Genomic DNA, 17,296 nt, shown 5'->3' on the forward strand with positions numbered 1-17,296 from the left:
GCTCCGCCGGCCCGCGAACTAGCTCGCCGGCGCTCCGGGAGGCGCGAAATAGTCACGGAGGTGGGCTATCCGCCCGTCGCGGACGCGGAAGATCTGCACCAGGGAGACTGTCGCACTCTGCCCGTCCGCCCCGACGAGCATCGCGTCAACCTCGGCGATGAAGACGTCAGGATCACCGGTCTCGTGCAGCACGAGGCCGGACCGCTCCGCGTCAACCGTGCCGATGAAGGCCGGCTCCCGGTGGTACGCGACAACCCCGGCCCGGATCGCCTCCCGCCCCTCCAGAACGCGGGGCAGCGCGTGATCCCCGGGAACCAGAGGCGCCTCATAAACCCCGTCCTCGGTGAACAGCTCCGCCACCGCGCCGGGATTGCGGGTGATCGCGCCCGCATACACATACCGCTCGAAAATCTCTCGGTGAGTCACTCTCCACTGTATCCCCGCCGACCGAGAGACCGTCTCCCCGCCGACCGAAAGACTGTCTCCCCGCCGGCCGAGAGGTCACTGCACCGGCGGAATCGCGGGCCTCGCCTTCTGCGGATAGATCGTCTCGTGGCGGGCCAGCATCGCGACGAACTGGCCGATCTTCCGCTCGCGCGTCTCCGCCCGCTTGACCCGGTTGACGCGGACGATGAGCGCGAACAGGTTGGCCTTGGTGAGCACGTCGAACATGGCCTGCGCGGCCGGCTCGGCAGCGATCGCGGCGAGCAGGTCGTCCGGCACCACGGCCTCCGAGGGCGGGGCATAGGCGGCCGCCCACCGCCCGTCCGCCTTCGCGGCTTCCACCGCGGCCTGGCCGGTGGGCTGCATCCGGCCCTCCGCCTCCAGCCGGGCCACGTTCTCGACGTTGCGCTGCGACCAGACGCTGCGGGACCTGCGAGGCGTGAGCCGGATCCACGAGGTCTGCTCGTCACGCTTGCGGGCCTGCCCGTCGATCCAGCCGAAACACAGCGCCTCGTCGACCGCGTGCTGCCAGGTCAGGGTGGTGGCCGTCCCGCCCTTTTTGGTCAGGGCGAGCCATACTCCCGGCGACGCGGCGTGGTTTTCCCGCAACCACGCGCGCAGCGCCCCGGCGTCGGCGACGATCAGTTCCTCGAGATCAGCACTGGGCATAGGCCAGGCTAACCCGGGGTGCGGCGCGCGTGGATCAGGACCAGCCGCTCGGGAAAGAGCACTGGTGCCTGCACCCCGGCAACGGCGAGCGCTCTGCCGTTGAGCGTGACCCCGGCGTCCCACCAGGGCAGGCGATGCTTCGTCGGCGCGTCCACCTGGTCGCCCGGTGGCAGCGGCGCCAGGTGATAGGCGGCGCCGGGATCCAGCCCCGGCAGGCGTACCTGCCCCGGCGGTGACCAGACGGTGGTGGCGGTGCTGGCCAGGGCGTACACCGCTTGGGACAGGTCGTCGGCGACGACACCGTGCACCCACAATGACGGGTCCGGATGGTCGGAGCGGATGACCGTACCGTTGTGCAGCAGTTCTCGGATTTGTTTGTAGAGGCGAATCCAAGCGGCGAGGCGTTCCCGGTCGGCCGTGTCCGCCTGGGTCAGATCCCACTCGATGCCGAAGTGGCCGAACAGGGCGGTGCCGGCCCGGAAGTCAAGGGTGTGTACCCGGCCGGTGGTGTGCGAGACGGTCGGGCCGACGTGTGCGCCGATCATCTCCGGCGGGACCAGCAGGCCGGTCCAGCGCTGGATGGCCTGACGTTCCAGGGCGTCGTTGCAGTCGCTGGTCCAGATGCGGTCGGTGCGTTCGAGGATGCCGAGGTCGACGCGGGAGCCGCCGGAGGAGCAGGATTCGATCTCCACGCCAGGGTGCCTGGTGCGCAGTTCGTCGAGCAGCCGGTAGACCTGGAGGGTCTGGACGTGCACGCCCGCCTCGCCGCCGGGGGAGTGGCCGGCGTCGATGAGGTCGCGGTTGTGGTCCCACTTGAGGTAACCGATGTCGTATTCGGTCAGCAGCGCGTCGAGCCGCTCCAGGAGGTAGTCGTAGGCGCCGGCGTGGCCGAGATCCAGGACCTGCTGATAGCGGGACTCGGGTGGGAGCCGCCCGCCGGTCTGCATGATCCAGTCCGGGTGGGCGCGGGCGAGGTCGGAGTCCGGGTTGACCATCTCCGGTTCGACCCAGAGGCCGAACTCCAGGTTCAGGGCGCGGACGTGGTCGACGAGCGGGTGCAGGCCCTTGGGCCAGACGGTCTCGTCGACGTACCAGTCGCCGAGACCCGCGTGTTCGTGCCGGCGGTGCCGGAACCAGCCGTCGTCGAGGACGAACCGTTCGACACCGACCTGGGCCGCGACGTCGGCGAGCGCGGTGAGTTTGGCCAGGTCATGGTCGAAGTAGACGGCCTCCCAGGTGTTCAGGATGACCGGGCGGGCAGAGCGCGGGTGGTGCGGCCGGGCGCGCAGGGAACGGTGGAATCGGTGGGACAGACCATCAAGACCTTGACTGTACGAGCCATGCAGCCAGGGACTTCGGTAGGAGTCACCGGGTGACAGCCGGACCTCGCCGGCGAGCAGGAGTTCACCGCCGCCGAGCAGTGACACTCCGGTGGACGTGCGCTCGGCGACCGTACGGTGATTGCCGCTCCATCCGACATGGACCCCCCACACCTCGCCGGCGCTGAAACCGAAGCCCGCCTCGCCGGCGGCGAGAATGATCGACGCGTCGGCGCCGGTACGGCCGCGCCGGTTCTCCCGCAGCCTGGTGCCGACGGTGAAGGGCTGCCGTTGCGGAATGCGTTCGCGCAGGTGCCGGCCGGTGAAGTCGAGAATCTCGGTGGCCTGCGTCGGTACCGGCAGGGTGGGCATCAGGCTGTCGAGCTGGAACACCGACGCCGGGTGGGTGTTGGTGAGCGTGGCGCGCTGCCGCACGAGGCCGGAATCGGTCATCAGCAGCTCCAGCCGCAGTGACAGGGCGGCGGCCTCGTCGTGTGCCGTGACGGTGAGCCGGTGGCGCGCCGGGGCTGGATCCTGATCTTCGACCGTTTCCGCGGCGAGTTCGTCGATGGTGAACGCGGTGGAGAAGGCGGTGCCGTCGCGGTGGCCGGTGACTCCCGGGGTGCCGATCCAGCCGGCCGAGTGTTCCGGCAGCACGCTGACCGGCACGACCGTGTCGATGTTGTTGGAGACCGGTTGGGGGGTCGCGGCCAGCGCCAGGGCGCCGAGCTCGGCGAGCGTGAGCTCACCGAGGTCGGCACCCCAGTGCAGCACCCTGGGCAGCAGCGGGCCGGTGCAGTCGAGCACCAGGCTCACCCCGCTCGCGCGCCAGTGCAGCAGGTGTTCCGTCATTGCGCTACCTCGAACAGGGCGTTGAGCTGGTTGTTGAGGCCGGTGAGCGAGCTGACGGGCTCCTCGCCGATGTAGACGGCGTCGAGCCGCGGTTGGAGCAGGGCGGTGATGTCCGCGGCGTTGGTGGTCACCGGGAACAGGAACGTCGTCTTGTCGACGACCTGGTTGGTGAACGGGGTGACGTCGAGGTCGCGTTCCCGCTGGTTGTAGGCGATGGCGCGCTCGGTGGCCGCGGGCCGGGCGGGGAACACCACGCCGGAGTCGGCGATCATGTTCTGGCACTCGGCGCCGGACATGAACTTCACCCACTTCGCCGCGTCCTCCGGCTGGTCGGAGAGGCTGGTGACGGAGTCGGCGAGGCCGTTGAACATCGACGCCCGCTTACCGGTGGGCCCGGTCGGCGTCGGGGCGATGCCGACGTCGAGCTTCGTGCCGGAGGCGTCGGTGAGCTTGCTGAACGTGGAGACCATCCACGATCCGCTGATGCCCATGGCGGCGATCCCGGACTGGATCTGCTTGTCGGTGCCGATCGGGTTGGCGCCGCCCATCTCGGCGTAGGTGGGCATGAAGCCCTTCTCCGCCAGCCCGAAATACCAGGACAGGGTGTCCTGGAAGACCGGCTGGTCGAGGTTGAACCGGGTGCCCCAGGGGTTCTTGTCGGTGACCGTCCACCCGGTGCTGCCGGTGAACGCCGACCACTGGGTCTGGCCCCAGCCGCCGCCTCCGGAGCCCTCCGAGGACAGGCCGTGGATGCGGACGTTGTTCTTGTCGAAGCCTGGTTCGTCACCGCGGACACCGTTGGCGTCGATGGTCAGGTGCGCGACGGCCTTCTCGAAGGTGCCGCCGTCGACCAAGTTCCAGGAGAGGCTCTGCATGTCGGACTCGGAGATCCCGGCCTCCTTGACGGCTGCCCTGTCGTAGAAGATCGCGACCGTGTCCCAGTCCTTCGGTACGCCGTACCGTTTGCCGTCCTGGCCCTTCCAGAGTTCGGCGAGGCCCTCCTGGTAGTCGCTGTCCTGGATGTCGCTGGTGGCGGCGAGGTCGTCGAGCGGGAGCAGCACGTTGAGGTCGACGTACTGGGCGAACTTGGCGAGGTGGTCGGTGAACACGTCCGGCGCGGTGTCGGCGATGAACCCGGCCGTGATCTTGGACCAGTAGGTGTCCCAGCCGTTCTGCGTTATCCGTACGGTGAGACCCGGATTCTGTTTCTGGAAGGCGTCGGCGCACTGCTGGTAGCCGGGCTGCTGACCCGAGTCCCACAGCCAGTAGTCGATGACGCCGTCGGCGGTGGTGGCGGCGTTGCCGCAGGCGGCGGTGAGCAGGCCGAGCGTGAGCGCGGCCGCCCCGGTCCTGAGTCGGGTGATCACGGGGTTCCCCTCACTTGATGCCGCTGAAGCCGATGGAGTTGACGATGCGTTTGGCGAAGACCATGAACAGCAGCAGCATCGGCAGCGCCGCGACCAGGGTTGCCGCCATCAGACCGGCCCAGTCCGGCCCGGTCTGCGGTGTCTGGCTCTTGAAGACGCCGAGGGCGACGGTGAGGACCCGGGACCTGTCGGTGTAGCTGACCATCAGGGCCCAGAAGTACTCGTTCCACGCCGAGATGTAGGTGAGGATCGACAGCGTCGCGATAGGCGCCACCGACATCGGCAGGATGAGCTGGAAGAACACCCGTACCTTCGACGAGCCGTCGATCAGCGCCGCCTCCTCGACCTCCTTGGAGATGCCGAGGAAGAACTGGCGCAGGAAGAACACCGCGAACGGGGTCATCAGCATGGTGGGCAGCGCGATGCCGAGCAGGGTGTCGACCAGGCCGAGCTGCTTGATCAGTACGAAGTTCGGCAGCAGCGTGAAGATGGCCGGAATCATCAGCCCGGCGAGGAAGAACGCGAACCACTTCTCGCGGTGTTTCCACTCCAGGCGGGCGAACGCGTAGGCGGCCATCGCGGAGAAGAACACCTGCCCGCCGGTGACCAGGGTGGACACGACAACCGAGTTGAACAGGTAGCGCCAGAAGTTGATGGGCTGCCCGGCGCCGCCCGCGTCGATGGCCTCCTGGCCGGTCTGCAGGCCGAAGACACGCTGGAAGCCGCCGAGCGACGGTTGCACCGGCAGCAGGCTGTCGGTCCCGGCGTAGAGGGCGTTGTTGCTGGACAGGGCGGTACGCAGGATCCAGTAGAACGGGAACAGGCTGATCAGGATGACGAGGATCATGAAGGCCCAGGCGAGCGCGCGGCCCACGCTGAACTTCTTCGGCTCGGGGGGTTCGACGGTACGAGCGGGGGGTGTCGGTCCGGCGGTGGTGGCCGGCGGGGCGACGTCGATGGCCATCGCCACTCCTTCTAGTTGAGGTCGGACGTGTCGGCCCGGCTGACCCGGTACTGGATGAAGGTGATGACCACGAGGACGATCAGCAGCGCCACGGACATCGCCGAGGCGTAGCCGAACTGGAAGCGGCCGAACGCGACGTCGTAGATGTAGAACTGCAGGACGCGGGAGGCGTCGACCGGGCCGCCGCGGGTGGTGATGGCGACGGTGTCGAAGACCTGGAACGAGCCGACCACCGTGATGATCAGGACCAGGGCGAGGACGGGGCGCAGCAGTGGCACGGTGATGCTGCGGAACATGCGCGGTTCGCTGGCGCCGTCCATGCGGCCGGCCTCGTACAGCGTCTCGGGGATCGTCTGCAGCCCGGCGAAGATCAGCAGCGCGGTGTAGCCGACGTGCCGCCACACGTTGATGAACGCGATGGTGGGGATGACCCACGCCTCCGAGGACAGGAACGCGATCCGGTCCAGGCCGATCGCGGCGATGATCGTGTTACCGATGCCGAGCTGGTAGTCGAGGATCCACAGGAACACCATCGCGGCGACCACGTTCGACACCAGGTAGGGCGTCAGCACCGCGCCGCGCAGCCAGGTCCGGCGGGTCAGCCGCTGCATCATCACGGCGATCACCAGCGCGAGGACCGTCTGCAGGACGATGTTGACGAACACGTAGTAGACGGTCACCCGCATCGAGTTCCAGAACACCGGGTCCTGGACCATCCGGATGTAGTTGTCCAGGCCGTTGAACTCCGGCGGGGTGAGCAGGTTGAACTTGGTGAAGCTCAGGTAGATGCCGCGCAGGGTCGGCCAGACCAGGAAGACGGTGAAGCCGATCAGCGCGGGGAGGATGAACAGCAGCGCGAGGCGGGTGTCGTCGCGCTTGCGGCTGGCGGGAGCTGTCGTCGGGCCGGTGCCTGCCGGCGTCGTGGTGGTCACCATCGGGTCTCCTTCGCCGTACCGGTGTCAGTCGCCGGGAGCTCGGGGGGAGCGCCGGCTTTCCGGCTTGTGCGGGAGCCAGCCGATCCGGATCGGATGGCGGGTGGGCTGGCGGCTTTCGATGTGGCGCCGCGTGGGCTGGCGGCTTTCGATGTGGTGCCGCGTGGCGCAGATATTTTCAATCAGATTGAAAATAATCCACGGGACCCTCTGTGACAAGGGTCACTTGTAAGCTTGCGTCGTGGTGATCGAGACCCGCCCCGACCCTTCGCGCAACAACGACCGTGCCCTGAGCGCGGGCGAGCTCGCGGTCGCCCGCCATCTGCTCATCCACGGACCGGCCACCCGCGGCGACCTCGGCGACCGCCTCAACCTGTCCTACGCGTCGACCTCCCGCGCCGCGCGCGCCCTGATCCAGGAGGGGATGGCCTCCGAGGCCCTGGAGCAGGAGTCCGCCGTGGGCCGCCCGCGCCAGGTGCTGACCGCGGTGCCCACCGCCCGCCACGTCCTCGGCTGCAAACTCACCACCGACACCGCCTACGGCGTGGTCTGCGACATGTACGGCAACGTCACCGCCGCCGCCCGTGCAGCGCTGCCGAGACCGGACTCCAGCGGCACGGTATCCCTGGCCGGCACGGTGAAGGTCATCGCGCAGCTCACCACGAGACTCGGCCGGAAGGTGCCCTCCCTGGACGGCATCGGCATCGCGCTGGGCGGCGTCGTCTCCGGCCGGTCGACGGTGCGGGAGGGCACGTTCCTCGGCTGGCGCGACGTCGAGCTGGCCGGCCCGGTCACCGAACGGACCGGCCTGCCCGTCACCGTCACCAACGACGTGACCGCCCTGGCCCGGGAGCAGCTGTGGTTCGGCGCGGGGCGCTCGCACTCGACCTTCGGTGTCATCACTGTCGGTGCCGGGTTGGGGTTCGGCGTCGTACGCGAAGGTGTTGCTGTTGAAGAGCTGATCGACAACGGTCATCTGCTGGCGCATGTGCCGGTTGACCCGCGTGGTCCGGTCTGTGGGCTCGGCCATCGTGGCTGTGCCGCCGCCTATCTCAACCGGGAGGACGTCGAGCGAAGGGTTTCCGCTGCGGCCGGGCGAACGGTCACCTTCGACGATCTGATCCGGGATCGTGCGGCGGGTGACGAGGATGCGGCACGGCTGCTGGATGAGGCGGCCCGTGCGCTGGGTCATCTGATCGCCACCTTCGCGGGGGCGCTGCAGACGCCGTGCATCGTTCTCGCTGGTGAGGATGTGGCTGCCTTCGCCGGGTCCAGGGTGATGGATGAGGTGATCGCTGACCGGTTGCGTCCCGGGCCGGACGAGGCGCAGCGGTGCGTGCTGGATCTGATCACCACGCCGCTCACCTTCAACGACTGGGCCCGCGGCGCTGCCGTCGCCGGCATCCAGAACATCCTCGGAGCCGTCTAGCGGTTCAGGAGGCCGGCCCGCGGCCGAGCCGCGTCCTGCTGCGCGGCGGGCAGCGGCTTGCCGTAGAGCCAGCCCTGCCCGAAGTCGCAGCCGCTGGACCGCAGCCAGTCACGCTGGACGGTGGTCTCGACGCCCTCGGCGACGACACGGTGCCCCAGCGCGTGTGACATGGCCAGGACCGCGCGCACGATCGGCTCGTTCGGGCCCCCGTTGCCGACGCCGGAGATGAACGCCCGATCGATCTTGACGATGGCGACCGGTAGCTGTTGCAGGTAGCTCAGCGAGGAGTAGCCGGTGCCGAAGTCGTCGATGCAGAGCGTGATGCCGAGGTCCTTGAGCTGGTGCAGTGCGGTAAGGCAGGTCTCCGGATCCGCCATGAACCCGGATTCGGTGACCTCCAGCCAGAGCCCCTCGGGTGGCAGGGCGGTCCTGGCGAGGATGTCCCGGACCCGGTCGACCAGGTCCGGTTCGCGCAGTTGCCGTACGGCCAGGTTGACCGAGACGTGCAGGGGGAGTCCGGGCGGGCGCGCGGTCCGCCACGCCTGGGTCTGCGCGGCCGCCTCCTCCAGCAGCCAGGCCCCGGCGGAGACGATCATCCCGGTGTCCTCGGCGACCGGGATGAACTCGACCGGCGACACCGCGCCGAGTTCGGGATGCGTCCACCGCATCAGGGCCTCGAAACCGTCGACCTGTTCGGTCGCCAGATGGACGAGGGGCTGGTAGTGCACGGCGAGTTCGCCACGGGTCCCGGCGCCGCGGAACGCGCGTTCGAGGCTGAACCGGCGGCGGATCCGCTCGCGCAGGGCCGGGTCGAAGACGGCGAACCGGTTGCGGCCGCTGTCCTTCGCCCGGTACATCGCGGTGTCGGCGTCGCGGAACAGCTCCACCGCGCTCCAGCTGCCGTGCGCGTGGGCGATGCCGATCGAGGCGGTGACGTCGACAGCGCCCACCGACAGTGGCAGTGGCGCGGCCAGGACGGTGAGCAGGCGCTCCGCGGTCGCCTCGGCGTCCGGCCCTTCCCCGGCCGGCCCTTCGCCAACCGGCGCCGGGAGAGCGGCCGGCCCCGGGAGAGCGGCAGCCCCCGGGAGCGCGACCATGAACTCATCGCCGCCGACGCGGCAGACCACATCCTCGGTGCGCACCGCAGCCGCGATCCGGGCGGCAACCGCGCGCAGCAGTTCGTCGCCGACCTCATGACCCCAGTGATCGTTGATCAGCTTGAACCGATCGAGGTCGATCAGCAGCACGCTGACCCGCGGCTGCCCAGGCTCGGCGGCCCAAGCCTCGACGGCGGCGGCGAGGGTCTCCCGGTTGGGCAGTCCGGTCAGCGGATCGTGCTCGGCCCGCCAGCGTGCCTCCTGCTCGGCTCGGGCGCGGGAGTTGTTCGCCCGTACGACGCGTGCCACTACGGCGCCGATCAGCGCGAGCGAGAGTGCCGCTCTGACCAGCGTGAACGGCCTGCCCGCCGGCGGCACCGCCACGCTCAGCACCGTTGGGACGCACAGCGCCGCGGCGATCGCGGCGGTGCGTCCCGTGCGCAGCTGCCAGGAGCGGGCCCGGACCCGCTGGGTGAGCACCCGCACCGTGGGATGCAGCAGGCAGGCCGCGTTGGCGGCGTCCGCGATCAGGACCACGGCGCCCATCACGTTCAGTGGGATGCTGTCCGGGCCGGAGGCGAACCAGCCCCGTGTGGCGAGCACCATGTTCCCGGCCAGCAACGCCACACCGCTGATCGTGAAGAACCACAGGGCGGGCGCGCCGGTGCGGCCCAGCAGCAACATCGGCAACGCGATGATCAGCAGGAGGCCACCGGCCAGCGGCAGGGCCGCCGCGACCAGGTTCTGCCACCGCGGGTCGTCACCGGCGAACCACGGTTCCATCCACAGCGACCACACCACGATCGCCGCTCCGACGCCGATGAGCACCGCGTCCACCCGGGCCGGGTCGTCGTCGGCGGCCCGGCTGCGCCGGAGCAGATCCAGCACCCCCGCGATCAGCAGCAGATAGTTCGGCAGCACCACCGCGTTCGGGATCGCCGCGAGCACGGTGTGCGCCGGCCCGTCGACGCTGGTCACCAGCAGACGCACACTCTCGCCGACCAGCGACAGGCTCTGCGCGGCCAGGATCAGGATCCAGGGCCGGCGATGCCCGGCCGCCACGTTCCCGCGAACACCGGCAATCCCGGCAACCACACAGACAAGAACACCGATGACGTACGCCGACGAAGCCGTTGCCGGCGCAGCAGCACCCACGAACACCGCGGCGGGGATACCGGCACCCATGAGAATCCAGGCGGCAGCGGCCCACCGGGCGGTGCGGACGGGCGGCAGTGCGACGTCGTCCCACACAACCTTCGTATCGGCAGTCCCGGCGGCCGCCTTAACCGTGGCCCCGGCCACCTGCCGATCCGCCGCCCTGCCGAGCCGGCCCGGAAGATGATCTGACCAACCCAACACAGGCAGGAGTACGAGGGTGAGTTTCCGGCTGGCGGCGTACGCCGTGTGCATCGAGCGTGAGCGGGTGCTGCTCGCCCGCTATGTCTCCCCACTGGCGGGTGACACACAGTGGACCCTTCCGGGTGGCAGGGTCGAGCACGCGGAAGACCCGTTCGTCGACGTCGGGCTGGCTCTCGCGCAGACGCTTCCCCGACCGGGCACGTCACTCCGGTCCCGGTCGGTGGCCTGATCCAGCACTGAGTCAGGGAGGAAGCGGTCAGGGGATGAAACACACCTCGGGGAAGGCCCGGCTCGGACCGTCGAGCAACCGGCTCCGGGCGCCGCGGAGGTGACGGTCGAAGAAGGCCAGAGGGTAGGCCTGCTGGATCCGGGTCGCACGGACCGGATCCAGCGTGCCGATCCAGCTCTCGATCTCCTCGTCACCCGAACCCATCAGCCTCACCAACTGCGGAATCACCCACTCGTGGTCGCAGTAGGCGCCGTGCAGGCCGCCCTTGGCCCGCACGTCGAGCCGCCAGCCGCGCAGGAGCTGCCAGAACTCCTCGACGGCCGGCGCGTCGGCCCGGTTGAAGTCCGCGGTCATCAGCATGAACGGCCGGTCCAGGGCGGTGGGCCGTGGCCCCGACTCCATCAGGCCGTCGAAGCTGAGGCCGGCCCGCACGCGGCTGTCCTCGTTCATGACCAGGGCGGCGGCGGTGCCGCCCTTCGAGAAGCCGAACACGCCGACGTGGCGCATGTCGAGCGCGGCGCCCAGGCCGGCGGGCAGCGGAAGACGCCCGGGGTTGCGGCCGGCGGCGATCTTCTCCAGGCGGTCGAGGACGAACAGGATGTCGTAGGCGTGGGTCCACGGTGTGGTCGACACGTCGTCGGGGACGGCGAGCCGGCCGTCGGGGAACTCGACGTAGGCGTCGTGGGGGTGATCGACGGTGGCCACGATGAAACCGTGGCTGGCCAGCTCCTGCACCACGACGGTGGCCTCGGAACGGTGGCCGGCGGCGCCGTGCGAGAACAGGATCACGGGGTGGCGGCCGGGAAGCGCCGGAGCTCCCTCACGGCCCGACGTGAGGGGTCCCGTCGCGACGTCCGGGTCGAAGCCGTTGTCCCCGAGCAGCCCCCGCATCGGCGCGGCGGGCATCCACAGCGCCCGCGGATGACGCCGGGCGCCGGGCGCAGCCGGGTACCACACGCTGGCCATCGTGTTGCGGTCGGCGAGGTGCAGCGACACGGTGCCGACCAGGTGTGGGCCGGTGGGCGCGGGCATGGTGAGCCGGGTGGGGGCTGCGCCCATTCGGCCGGCACCGGAGGGGGCGGCCATCACTCGGCCGGCGCCCGGGGCGGCGGTCCCTCGGCCGGCAGTCGGGGCGGCGATCGCCCGGCCGGCACCGGCAGCCGTGGCGAGCGGGACGGCCAGGCCGGCGGCGAGCAGGCCGCGGCGGGTCAGCGTCATCAGTTCTCCCTGGTGGTTTCGACGCGGGCGATCAGCACCTTCAGGCGGCCGATCTCCTCGGCGAGGGCGGTGTTACCGGCGGGGGTGAGGGTGATCCAGGTGCGGCCGCGCTTGCCCTCGTAACCCTTCTCGATGTCGATCAGGCCGGCCGTCTCCAGCACGGTCAGGTGCTTGGAGAGGTTGCCGGCGGTCAGGTCGAGGTGGACCCGCAGGTAGCCGAACTCGACGCGCCGCGCCTCGTGCGCGATGGCGAGGATGCCCAGCCGCACCCGCTGGTGCACGACCTCGTCGAGGCCGGTGACCGGGTGGTCGGACGGTTCAGGGTTGTCGGACGGTTCCGGGTTGTCGGTCTCGGCGGTCACTGCTGCCTCCGGCGGGCTTTGGCGAAGCCGATCCCGCCCGCCAGGAGCACGATGCCGGTGACGAGCTGGGGTAGTGCCATCGACATCCGGATTTGGGCATTCGTCCCCGACAGGAACGACGGGGTCGCCCAGTCCGGCGGGATCATGCCCTCGGTCGTCGGCAGCACCAGCAGCACCAGCACCAGGTAGCCCACGGTGAACAGCAGCAGCGCGACGTTACGTTCGAGCGCGGCCAGCACGAGCAGCGCAAGACCGATCAGGCCCCACGGTGCGATCAGCCGGTCCAGCACGATCCACCAGAACGGCGGGCCGCCCTCGAACGGCGGGTTGCTCGGGAAATAGGCGGCCGCCGCCGTATACGCGGCCGTGAACACGACGGCCGTCACGGCACCGGTGATCGCATAGGGCAGCACGCGGGCGCCCAGTCCCCGCTCCCGGGCGGCCCGCACGTAGCTGACGGCGATCGCCCCATAGGCGAGCAGGAGCGCGGGCGGCCAGTAGTAGAGCATGCCCCGGCGCGCGAAGACGCAGCCGCTGTCGTCGCAGTCCAGCTTCATGAAGAGCCAGTCGAACGGGATGGCCACGAAGGTCACCGCGGCCAGCACCAGCAGCGCCACCCAGGTCAGACGCTGGTCCCGGCGCACGCGGCCGGCCAGATCACGCACGTCGGCGAGGAGGCGGTGGGGATCATCGCCGGTTGAGATGGAGTTGGTGGTCATGGCAATAGGTTTCCACAGCAAACCTATTTGCGCCAGCCCTAACTTGGCGACGCACAGTCCAAGCGCCGTCGGTGGCAGCGCGCCGTCATTGGCAGCGCGCCGTCGGTAGCAGCGTGCGTGCCGGGTGCGCCGGGCTCAAGCGGACGGCATGGCGGGGGAGCGCAGGCCGAGCCACTGCTCGGCGTCCCAGGCGTGGAACCGTTCCACCTCGGTGAAGCCGAGTTTTGCCGCGAGGCGCATCGAGGCGACGTTGGCGGTCTGGGTGGTGAGCACCACCGGCTCGCCGGGAAGGACGCCGTCGAGCCAGTCGAGGGCCGCGGCGCACGCTTCGGCGGCGTACCCGAAGCCCCACGCCCGCGGCAGGAAGAGGTAACCGAGATCGGCCTTTCCCGCGGCGGCGGGGCGACGGTGCCCGGTTGCTCTCCTGAGCAGGATCTGGCCGATCATCGCGCCGTCGAGATCAACGACGAAGCTCCCGGGCCACCGCTCGGGCACCTCGGGCAGGTCGCGTTCGAGTTCGTCGCGCGGGCGGGGACCGCCGAGGTAGGTGTTCACCTCCGGCGAGGCGAACAACTCGATGAACGCTGCCCGATCCCGGGCCTCAGGCTCACGGAGCACGAGCCGCGCGGTCGTGATCGGCTCGGGCGGCCACGCTGTGACTCCCAGATCTGACATGCGCGCAGGCTAGCAACCCGGGCGGGCGTCCCTGTGTCGTGATGGGACAGACGCTCGCCACCTGCCCGAAAGGGCGCCCACCTCGCGGTGAGCGCCCTTCCCTGAGCTACCTACGGCTTACTTGTAGGTGATGTCGCTCTTGTTGACCTTGCAGTTGCTGTCGTTCCAGCCCTCGCCGAGGTAGCTGGGCTCGCTGCCCTTGGCGACGCCCTTGTACTTGCCGCACACCGTGGCGCCGGAGCTGTTGGTGAGCGTGACGCGGGTGATGGTGGCGGTGTCGCCCCAGTTGCTGTTGATGCCCGCGACCATGTCGATGTTGTTCAGCAGCACGTTGTCGATCTTGACGTGGCGCTCGTACGAGTTCGTGCAGTTGCCGCAACCGCGGTACAGCTTGCCGGAGCCGTTGAGGTAGAAGCCGGAGATGCTGACCGTACCGTTGCCATTGTGCTGGAAGGTCTTGTCGCTGCCGGACTTCGCGCCGCCGCCGATGACGTAACTGGTTCCGCCGCCGGTGCCCTTGAAGGTCGCGGCGTCCTCGCCGATGTCGTTCCACCACACGTTGCGGATGGTGCAGGTGCCCTCGCAGTGCACGCCGTCACCGGCGGGGGAGCCGAGGATGACGTTCTGCAGGGTGCCGCCGTTGGCGATCTTGAACATCGGGTCCTGGGACTCGTCCTGGGAGCCGTCGCCGATGCAGCAGTAGGTCTTCATGCCACCGTCGAAGGTGCCCGAGACGTTGACCGTGCCGGAGATGCTCACCGAGCCGGCTGAGGACGGCCACGCGCCGGTCGGAGTGCCGGTGCCGCCGGTCGGGGTCGGGCCGGCAGTCGGGCTGGTGGTCGGGCTCGGGCCGGTGGTCGGGTTCGAACCGCCGCTGGAGTACGTCTCGAACTCGGCGATCCGCGGCGCGCTGGACGCGCTGGTGATGTCGAGGGTCAGCTTCTTCAGCGAGGTCGAGGAGAAGTTGATGGTGCTCGGGCTGCCGCTGCCGCTGGCGAGCACCGAACCCGAGTCGGCGTTGAGCAGCCGCCAGGCACTGATCGAACCGCCGCCCGAGGCCTGCTTGATGACGGCCGAGGAAACCGTCGTGGCGCTGCCCCACTTGACCGAGACGTAACCGGTCGAGCTGCCCGGCGCCCAGTAGGTGCTGGCGTTGCCGTCCCGGACGTTGCCGTAGCTGGTCCCGCTGGCCTTGCTGGAGCCGTCGGCGCCGGCGCTGAGGCTCAGGTTGTCGGCAGCCATGGCGTTCGGCAACGGCAGCGTCAGCATGATCGCGGCGCTCGCCACCGCGGTGGCTCCTCCGGCTATCCACCGTAGGGCGACTGGACGTCTCATCCGTGTCTCACCTTCTCATCAGGAATGCGTCGCGCCCCCGCTACCGGCAGGAAAGCGCTTTCCTGGCCGAGAATAGAGCTGGATCGATGTGTTGACAAGACGTTGTCCGATTCGGGAGTGATGAGAGTTACACCGCCGCGTGATGACCCGATCAGCGGTGATCCTGAGCGGCCACCGTGATCCTGAGCGGCCACCGTGATCATGCACGCCCGCCGTGATCCTGAGCGGCCACCGTGATCATGCACGCCCGCCGTGATCATGCGCGGCCGCAGCGGGCCGGGCCGGTTCGCAGGGCTGAGCGGACCCCTACCGGTGACACCGGATCGGGTGACAACCGCTGCGTCGCCGCGCCGGCTGTCCATATTCTGCGTGGATGGCGGACCTGGCGCACCGCGGGAAGCAACTCTCGGTCACGGTGCTGGTCCTGTTGTGGTTTGCTGCTGTGCCTTTGCCGGCTTCGGCGGCGGCAGCGCCGCGGCCGGATTCAGCCGCTTGCGAACGATGGCGCATCCTTACCGAAAGGCAAACCGCGCGGACGGCGAAAATCGTGGACCGCAATGCCGATGAGTTGGCCTTTCACCACTGCATGACAGGATCAACCGCGGATGATGAGGTAGAACTGCGAGACCTCGATGGTGACTATTCTCCGCGCACCGATTCGCCCTGCGAGAGATCCGAAGGTTACCTGTCGGCGATGACCTCACCTGCGGGAGGAGGTCCAGCATTCGCACCGGCCGGCAGTTCGGACGAACGTGTTGAGGCTGATTGCATCGCCGACAAGACCGAACTCGTCCGCTATTTCTATGCCAGGCCGGATTCCTGCTATGACGCTGTCAACGACCCCGATCTGTACGCCGGCAAGTGCAGGTGGCAGAGCGGCCTGCAGATCGAAAAGTTCGAGCACTCCCCGTTCATCGGATGGTGGCTGACGATCATTTTCGTCATCGTCGTTGTTCTCGGCGCAGCCGCGGGCGCGTCGGGCTCACGACGGTCGGGCCCCGGACCCATGGGTAAGGGATGCCTCATCTGCGGCGCGTCGCACAGCACTGCATATCACCAGGGCCGCGGCGGTTGACCGGACCCGCCCGGCAAGCGGCTGATCAGGGCGCCGCGAACATCTGGGCCGCCATGCGCCGCGAGTTGTCGACGGCCGCGAATCCACGCGGCAGCATGATCGCCTGGTAGGCCGCCACCGCTTCGACCGGAGTCCGTCCGCCTCGTGCGGCGGAGAGGATTTCCTTCGCCAGCGTGGCGGCGTCGGCCAGCGCGGTGTTCGCTCCGGCACCCCCGGTGGGCGGCATGGTGTGGATCGCGTCGCCGAGCACGGTGACCGGGCCCGGTGCCCACGCCGGTATCCGGTCGGCGATCCGGAACGTGATCGGGAGGAACGATGCGATGTCCGCGCGGGCGTAGACGTCGCGAATCACCGGATGCCAGTCGGCGACAGTGTCCGACGAGAGTTTCCACAGTTCTTCCGACGACATGCGGAACAGCCTCTCGTCCGTGACACCGAGACGATCCGGGGTCGCGACGAGGGTGACCATGAGGTAGTCCGGTGTTCCCTCCACAGGGGTGCGGAATCGGACAGTGCCGAAGGCGGCGCCGCACGTGCTGCCACCCGAGACCCAGCACAGGCCACGCTCGAACTCCTCCGGTGACAACAGTCCCGTGAGGGGCATCCGGCCGTAGAGACACCGCAGGCCGAAGTCGTGCGGCACCGCTTCCGGGAGCAATTGGCGCCGAACGGCCGACCCCGCTCCGTCCGCGCCGACCAGCAGGCTCCCCTCGTCGCTGCCGCCTTCGGCGAACCGGACCCGTACCCGCCCTGAGTCGGTCACCTGATAGCCCGACACCGTGTGCCCGAACCGGACGACATCGTCGAGGCCGGTGAGCAGGCCTCGGCGGAAGGTGTCGCGGTCGACGGCGGTGAGCCGGCCGGCGGGGGTGCCGGGGAAATGCTGCTTGTGGATCAGCTGCAGCCCGGTGGTGAAGGTCGTCACCAGATCGCCGTTGCGGCCGCTGGTGCGGCGCAGCACCGCCATCACGTCCGGCGGGAGGCAGTCGGCCAGTGCCGCGTTGCCGGCCGGGTCGATGTGGATCCGGTAGCCCTGGTTCCGGATGCGTGGTGTGGGGTCCTGCTCGTAGACGACGACATCGAGCCCGGCGTGACGCAGCGCCTGCGCCAGCGTCAGGCCGCCGACACCGCCACCGGCGATGAGGATCCTCGTATTTTCCGGCATTTCACTCTCCCTTGTGAACTTCGGTGCCCCCAAGGGTGCGCCCGGGAAGTGAAGTAGTCAAGCGTACGAATGAGAATTTCAAGCGT

The 17,296-nt window shown here is 69.2% G+C and carries 16 protein-coding genes; 3 read left to right on the plus strand and 13 right to left on the minus strand.

Annotation, left to right across the window (positions count from 1 at the left end; translation table 11 throughout):
• Positions 1–18: 18 nt before the first annotated feature.
• The 6 genes from ACFQV6_RS31405 to ACFQV6_RS31430 all read right to left on the minus strand — a co-directional run bounded on the left by ACFQV6_RS31405 (position 19) and on the right by ACFQV6_RS31430 (position 6,550).
• Positions 19–426, minus strand: a complete 408-nt coding sequence (locus tag ACFQV6_RS31405) for a nuclear transport factor 2 family protein (protein WP_378031255.1) — start codon at positions 424–426, stop codon at positions 19–21.
• A gap of 75 nt (positions 427–501) precedes the next feature.
• On the minus strand, positions 502–1,113 hold the full coding sequence (locus tag ACFQV6_RS31410; protein WP_378031256.1) for a YdeI family protein: 612 nt from the start codon (positions 1,111–1,113) through the stop codon (positions 502–504).
• A gap of 8 nt (positions 1,114–1,121) precedes the next feature.
• On the minus strand, positions 1,122–3,284 hold the full coding sequence (locus ACFQV6_RS31415) for an alpha-galactosidase (protein ID WP_378031257.1): 2,163 nt from the start codon (positions 3,282–3,284) through the stop codon (positions 1,122–1,124).
• A complete protein-coding gene (locus ACFQV6_RS31420) occupies positions 3,281–4,651 on the minus strand; it encodes an ABC transporter substrate-binding protein (protein WP_378031258.1) in 1,371 nt (456 codons plus the stop codon). Before ACFQV6_RS31420 ends, ACFQV6_RS31415 begins: the two co-directional genes overlap by 4 nt.
• Before the next feature lie 10 nt (positions 4,652–4,661).
• Positions 4,662–5,615: a carbohydrate ABC transporter permease gene (locus ACFQV6_RS31425; RefSeq protein ID WP_378031259.1), complete on the minus strand. Its 954-nt coding sequence runs from the start codon at positions 5,613–5,615 to the stop codon at positions 4,662–4,664.
• A gap of 11 nt (positions 5,616–5,626) precedes the next feature.
• Entirely contained in the window at positions 5,627–6,550 is a 924-nt protein-coding gene (locus ACFQV6_RS31430) for a carbohydrate ABC transporter permease (protein WP_378031260.1), read from the minus strand.
• Positions 6,551–6,788: 238 nt separating this feature from the next.
• Here ACFQV6_RS31430 and ACFQV6_RS31435 point away from each other — a divergent pair, with 238 nt between their 5' ends.
• A complete protein-coding gene (locus ACFQV6_RS31435) occupies positions 6,789–7,976 on the plus strand; it encodes an ROK family protein (RefSeq protein WP_378031261.1) in 1,188 nt (395 codons plus the stop codon).
• On the opposite strand, the gene ACFQV6_RS31440 is transcribed toward ACFQV6_RS31435, so the two are convergent.
• Positions 7,973–10,324: a putative bifunctional diguanylate cyclase/phosphodiesterase gene (locus ACFQV6_RS31440; RefSeq protein ID WP_378031262.1), complete on the minus strand. Its 2,352-nt coding sequence runs from the start codon at positions 10,322–10,324 to the stop codon at positions 7,973–7,975. The genes ACFQV6_RS31435 and ACFQV6_RS31440 overlap by 4 nt on opposite strands.
• A 124-nt stretch (positions 10,325–10,448) precedes the next feature.
• Between ACFQV6_RS31440 and ACFQV6_RS31445 the strand changes: the two genes are divergently transcribed.
• Positions 10,449–10,661: an NUDIX domain-containing protein gene (locus ACFQV6_RS31445; RefSeq protein WP_378031263.1), complete on the plus strand. Its 213-nt coding sequence runs from the start codon at positions 10,449–10,451 to the stop codon at positions 10,659–10,661.
• Positions 10,662–10,688: 27 nt separating this feature from the next.
• On the opposite strand, the gene ACFQV6_RS31450 is transcribed toward ACFQV6_RS31445, so the two are convergent.
• The 5 genes from ACFQV6_RS31450 to ACFQV6_RS31470 form a co-directional block, all read right to left on the minus strand.
• Positions 10,689–11,879 (minus strand): alpha/beta hydrolase family protein, encoded by a 1,191-nt coding sequence (locus ACFQV6_RS31450; protein WP_378031264.1) that lies wholly within the window; start codon positions 11,877–11,879, stop codon positions 10,689–10,691.
• Positions 11,879–12,241, minus strand: a complete 363-nt coding sequence (locus ACFQV6_RS31455) for a transcriptional regulator (RefSeq protein ID WP_378031265.1) — start codon at positions 12,239–12,241, stop codon at positions 11,879–11,881. Before ACFQV6_RS31455 ends, ACFQV6_RS31450 begins: the two co-directional genes overlap by 1 nt.
• A complete protein-coding gene (locus ACFQV6_RS31460; RefSeq protein WP_378031266.1) occupies positions 12,238–12,960 on the minus strand; it encodes a hypothetical protein in 723 nt (240 codons plus the stop codon). Before ACFQV6_RS31460 ends, ACFQV6_RS31455 begins: the two co-directional genes overlap by 4 nt.
• Before the next feature lie 135 nt (positions 12,961–13,095).
• Positions 13,096–13,635, minus strand: a complete 540-nt coding sequence (locus ACFQV6_RS31465) for a GNAT family N-acetyltransferase (RefSeq protein ID WP_378031267.1) — start codon at positions 13,633–13,635, stop codon at positions 13,096–13,098.
• A gap of 117 nt (positions 13,636–13,752) precedes the next feature.
• On the minus strand, positions 13,753–14,970 hold the full coding sequence (locus tag ACFQV6_RS31470) for a pectate lyase (RefSeq protein ID WP_378031268.1): 1,218 nt from the start codon (positions 14,968–14,970) through the stop codon (positions 13,753–13,755).
• Between the two features lie 373 nt (positions 14,971–15,343).
• On the opposite strand from ACFQV6_RS31470, the gene ACFQV6_RS31475 reads away from it, so the two are divergent.
• A complete protein-coding gene (locus ACFQV6_RS31475) occupies positions 15,344–16,045 on the plus strand; it encodes a hypothetical protein (protein ID WP_378031269.1) in 702 nt (233 codons plus the stop codon).
• A gap of 25 nt (positions 16,046–16,070) precedes the next feature.
• Here the strand turns inward: ACFQV6_RS31475 and ACFQV6_RS31480 are convergent, their stop codons facing one another.
• Positions 16,071–17,210 (minus strand): FAD-dependent oxidoreductase, encoded by a 1,140-nt coding sequence (locus tag ACFQV6_RS31480; RefSeq protein WP_378031270.1) that lies wholly within the window; start codon positions 17,208–17,210, stop codon positions 16,071–16,073.
• Positions 17,211–17,296: the final 86 nt, after the last annotated feature.

It is taken from the genome of Actinoplanes sp. GCM10030250 (assembly GCF_042666575.1).
Taxonomy (GTDB): domain Bacteria; phylum Actinomycetota; class Actinomycetes; order Mycobacteriales; family Micromonosporaceae; genus Actinoplanes.

Excerpts from the sequence above, each read along its gene's own strand:
- ACFQV6_RS31425 (WP_378031259.1), bottom strand. The coding sequence starts at position 5,615 with ATGGCCATCGACGTCGCCCCGCCGGCCACCACCGCCGGACCGACACCC.
- ACFQV6_RS31410 (WP_378031256.1), bottom strand. The coding sequence starts at position 1,113 with ATGCCCAGTGCTGATCTCGAGGAACTGATCGTCGCCGACGCCGGGGCG.
- ACFQV6_RS31415 (WP_378031257.1), bottom strand. The coding sequence starts at position 3,284 with ATGACGGAACACCTGCTGCACTGGCGCGCGAGCGGGGTGAGCCTGGTG.
- ACFQV6_RS31450 (WP_378031264.1), bottom strand. The coding sequence starts at position 11,879 with ATGACGCTGACCCGCCGCGGCCTGCTCGCCGCCGGCCTGGCCGTCCCG.
- ACFQV6_RS31460 (WP_378031266.1), bottom strand. The coding sequence starts at position 12,960 with ATGACCACCAACTCCATCTCAACCGGCGATGATCCCCACCGCCTCCTC.
- ACFQV6_RS31470 (WP_378031268.1), bottom strand. The coding sequence starts at position 14,970 with ATGAGACGTCCAGTCGCCCTACGGTGGATAGCCGGAGGAGCCACCGCG.
- ACFQV6_RS31430 (WP_378031260.1), bottom strand. The coding sequence starts at position 6,550 with ATGGTGACCACCACGACGCCGGCAGGCACCGGCCCGACGACAGCTCCC.
- ACFQV6_RS31475 (WP_378031269.1), top strand. The coding sequence starts at position 15,344 with ATGGCGGACCTGGCGCACCGCGGGAAGCAACTCTCGGTCACGGTGCTG.
- ACFQV6_RS31465 (WP_378031267.1), bottom strand. The coding sequence starts at position 13,635 with ATGTCAGATCTGGGAGTCACAGCGTGGCCGCCCGAGCCGATCACGACC.
- ACFQV6_RS31480 (WP_378031270.1), bottom strand. The coding sequence starts at position 17,210 with ATGCCGGAAAATACGAGGATCCTCATCGCCGGTGGCGGTGTCGGCGGC.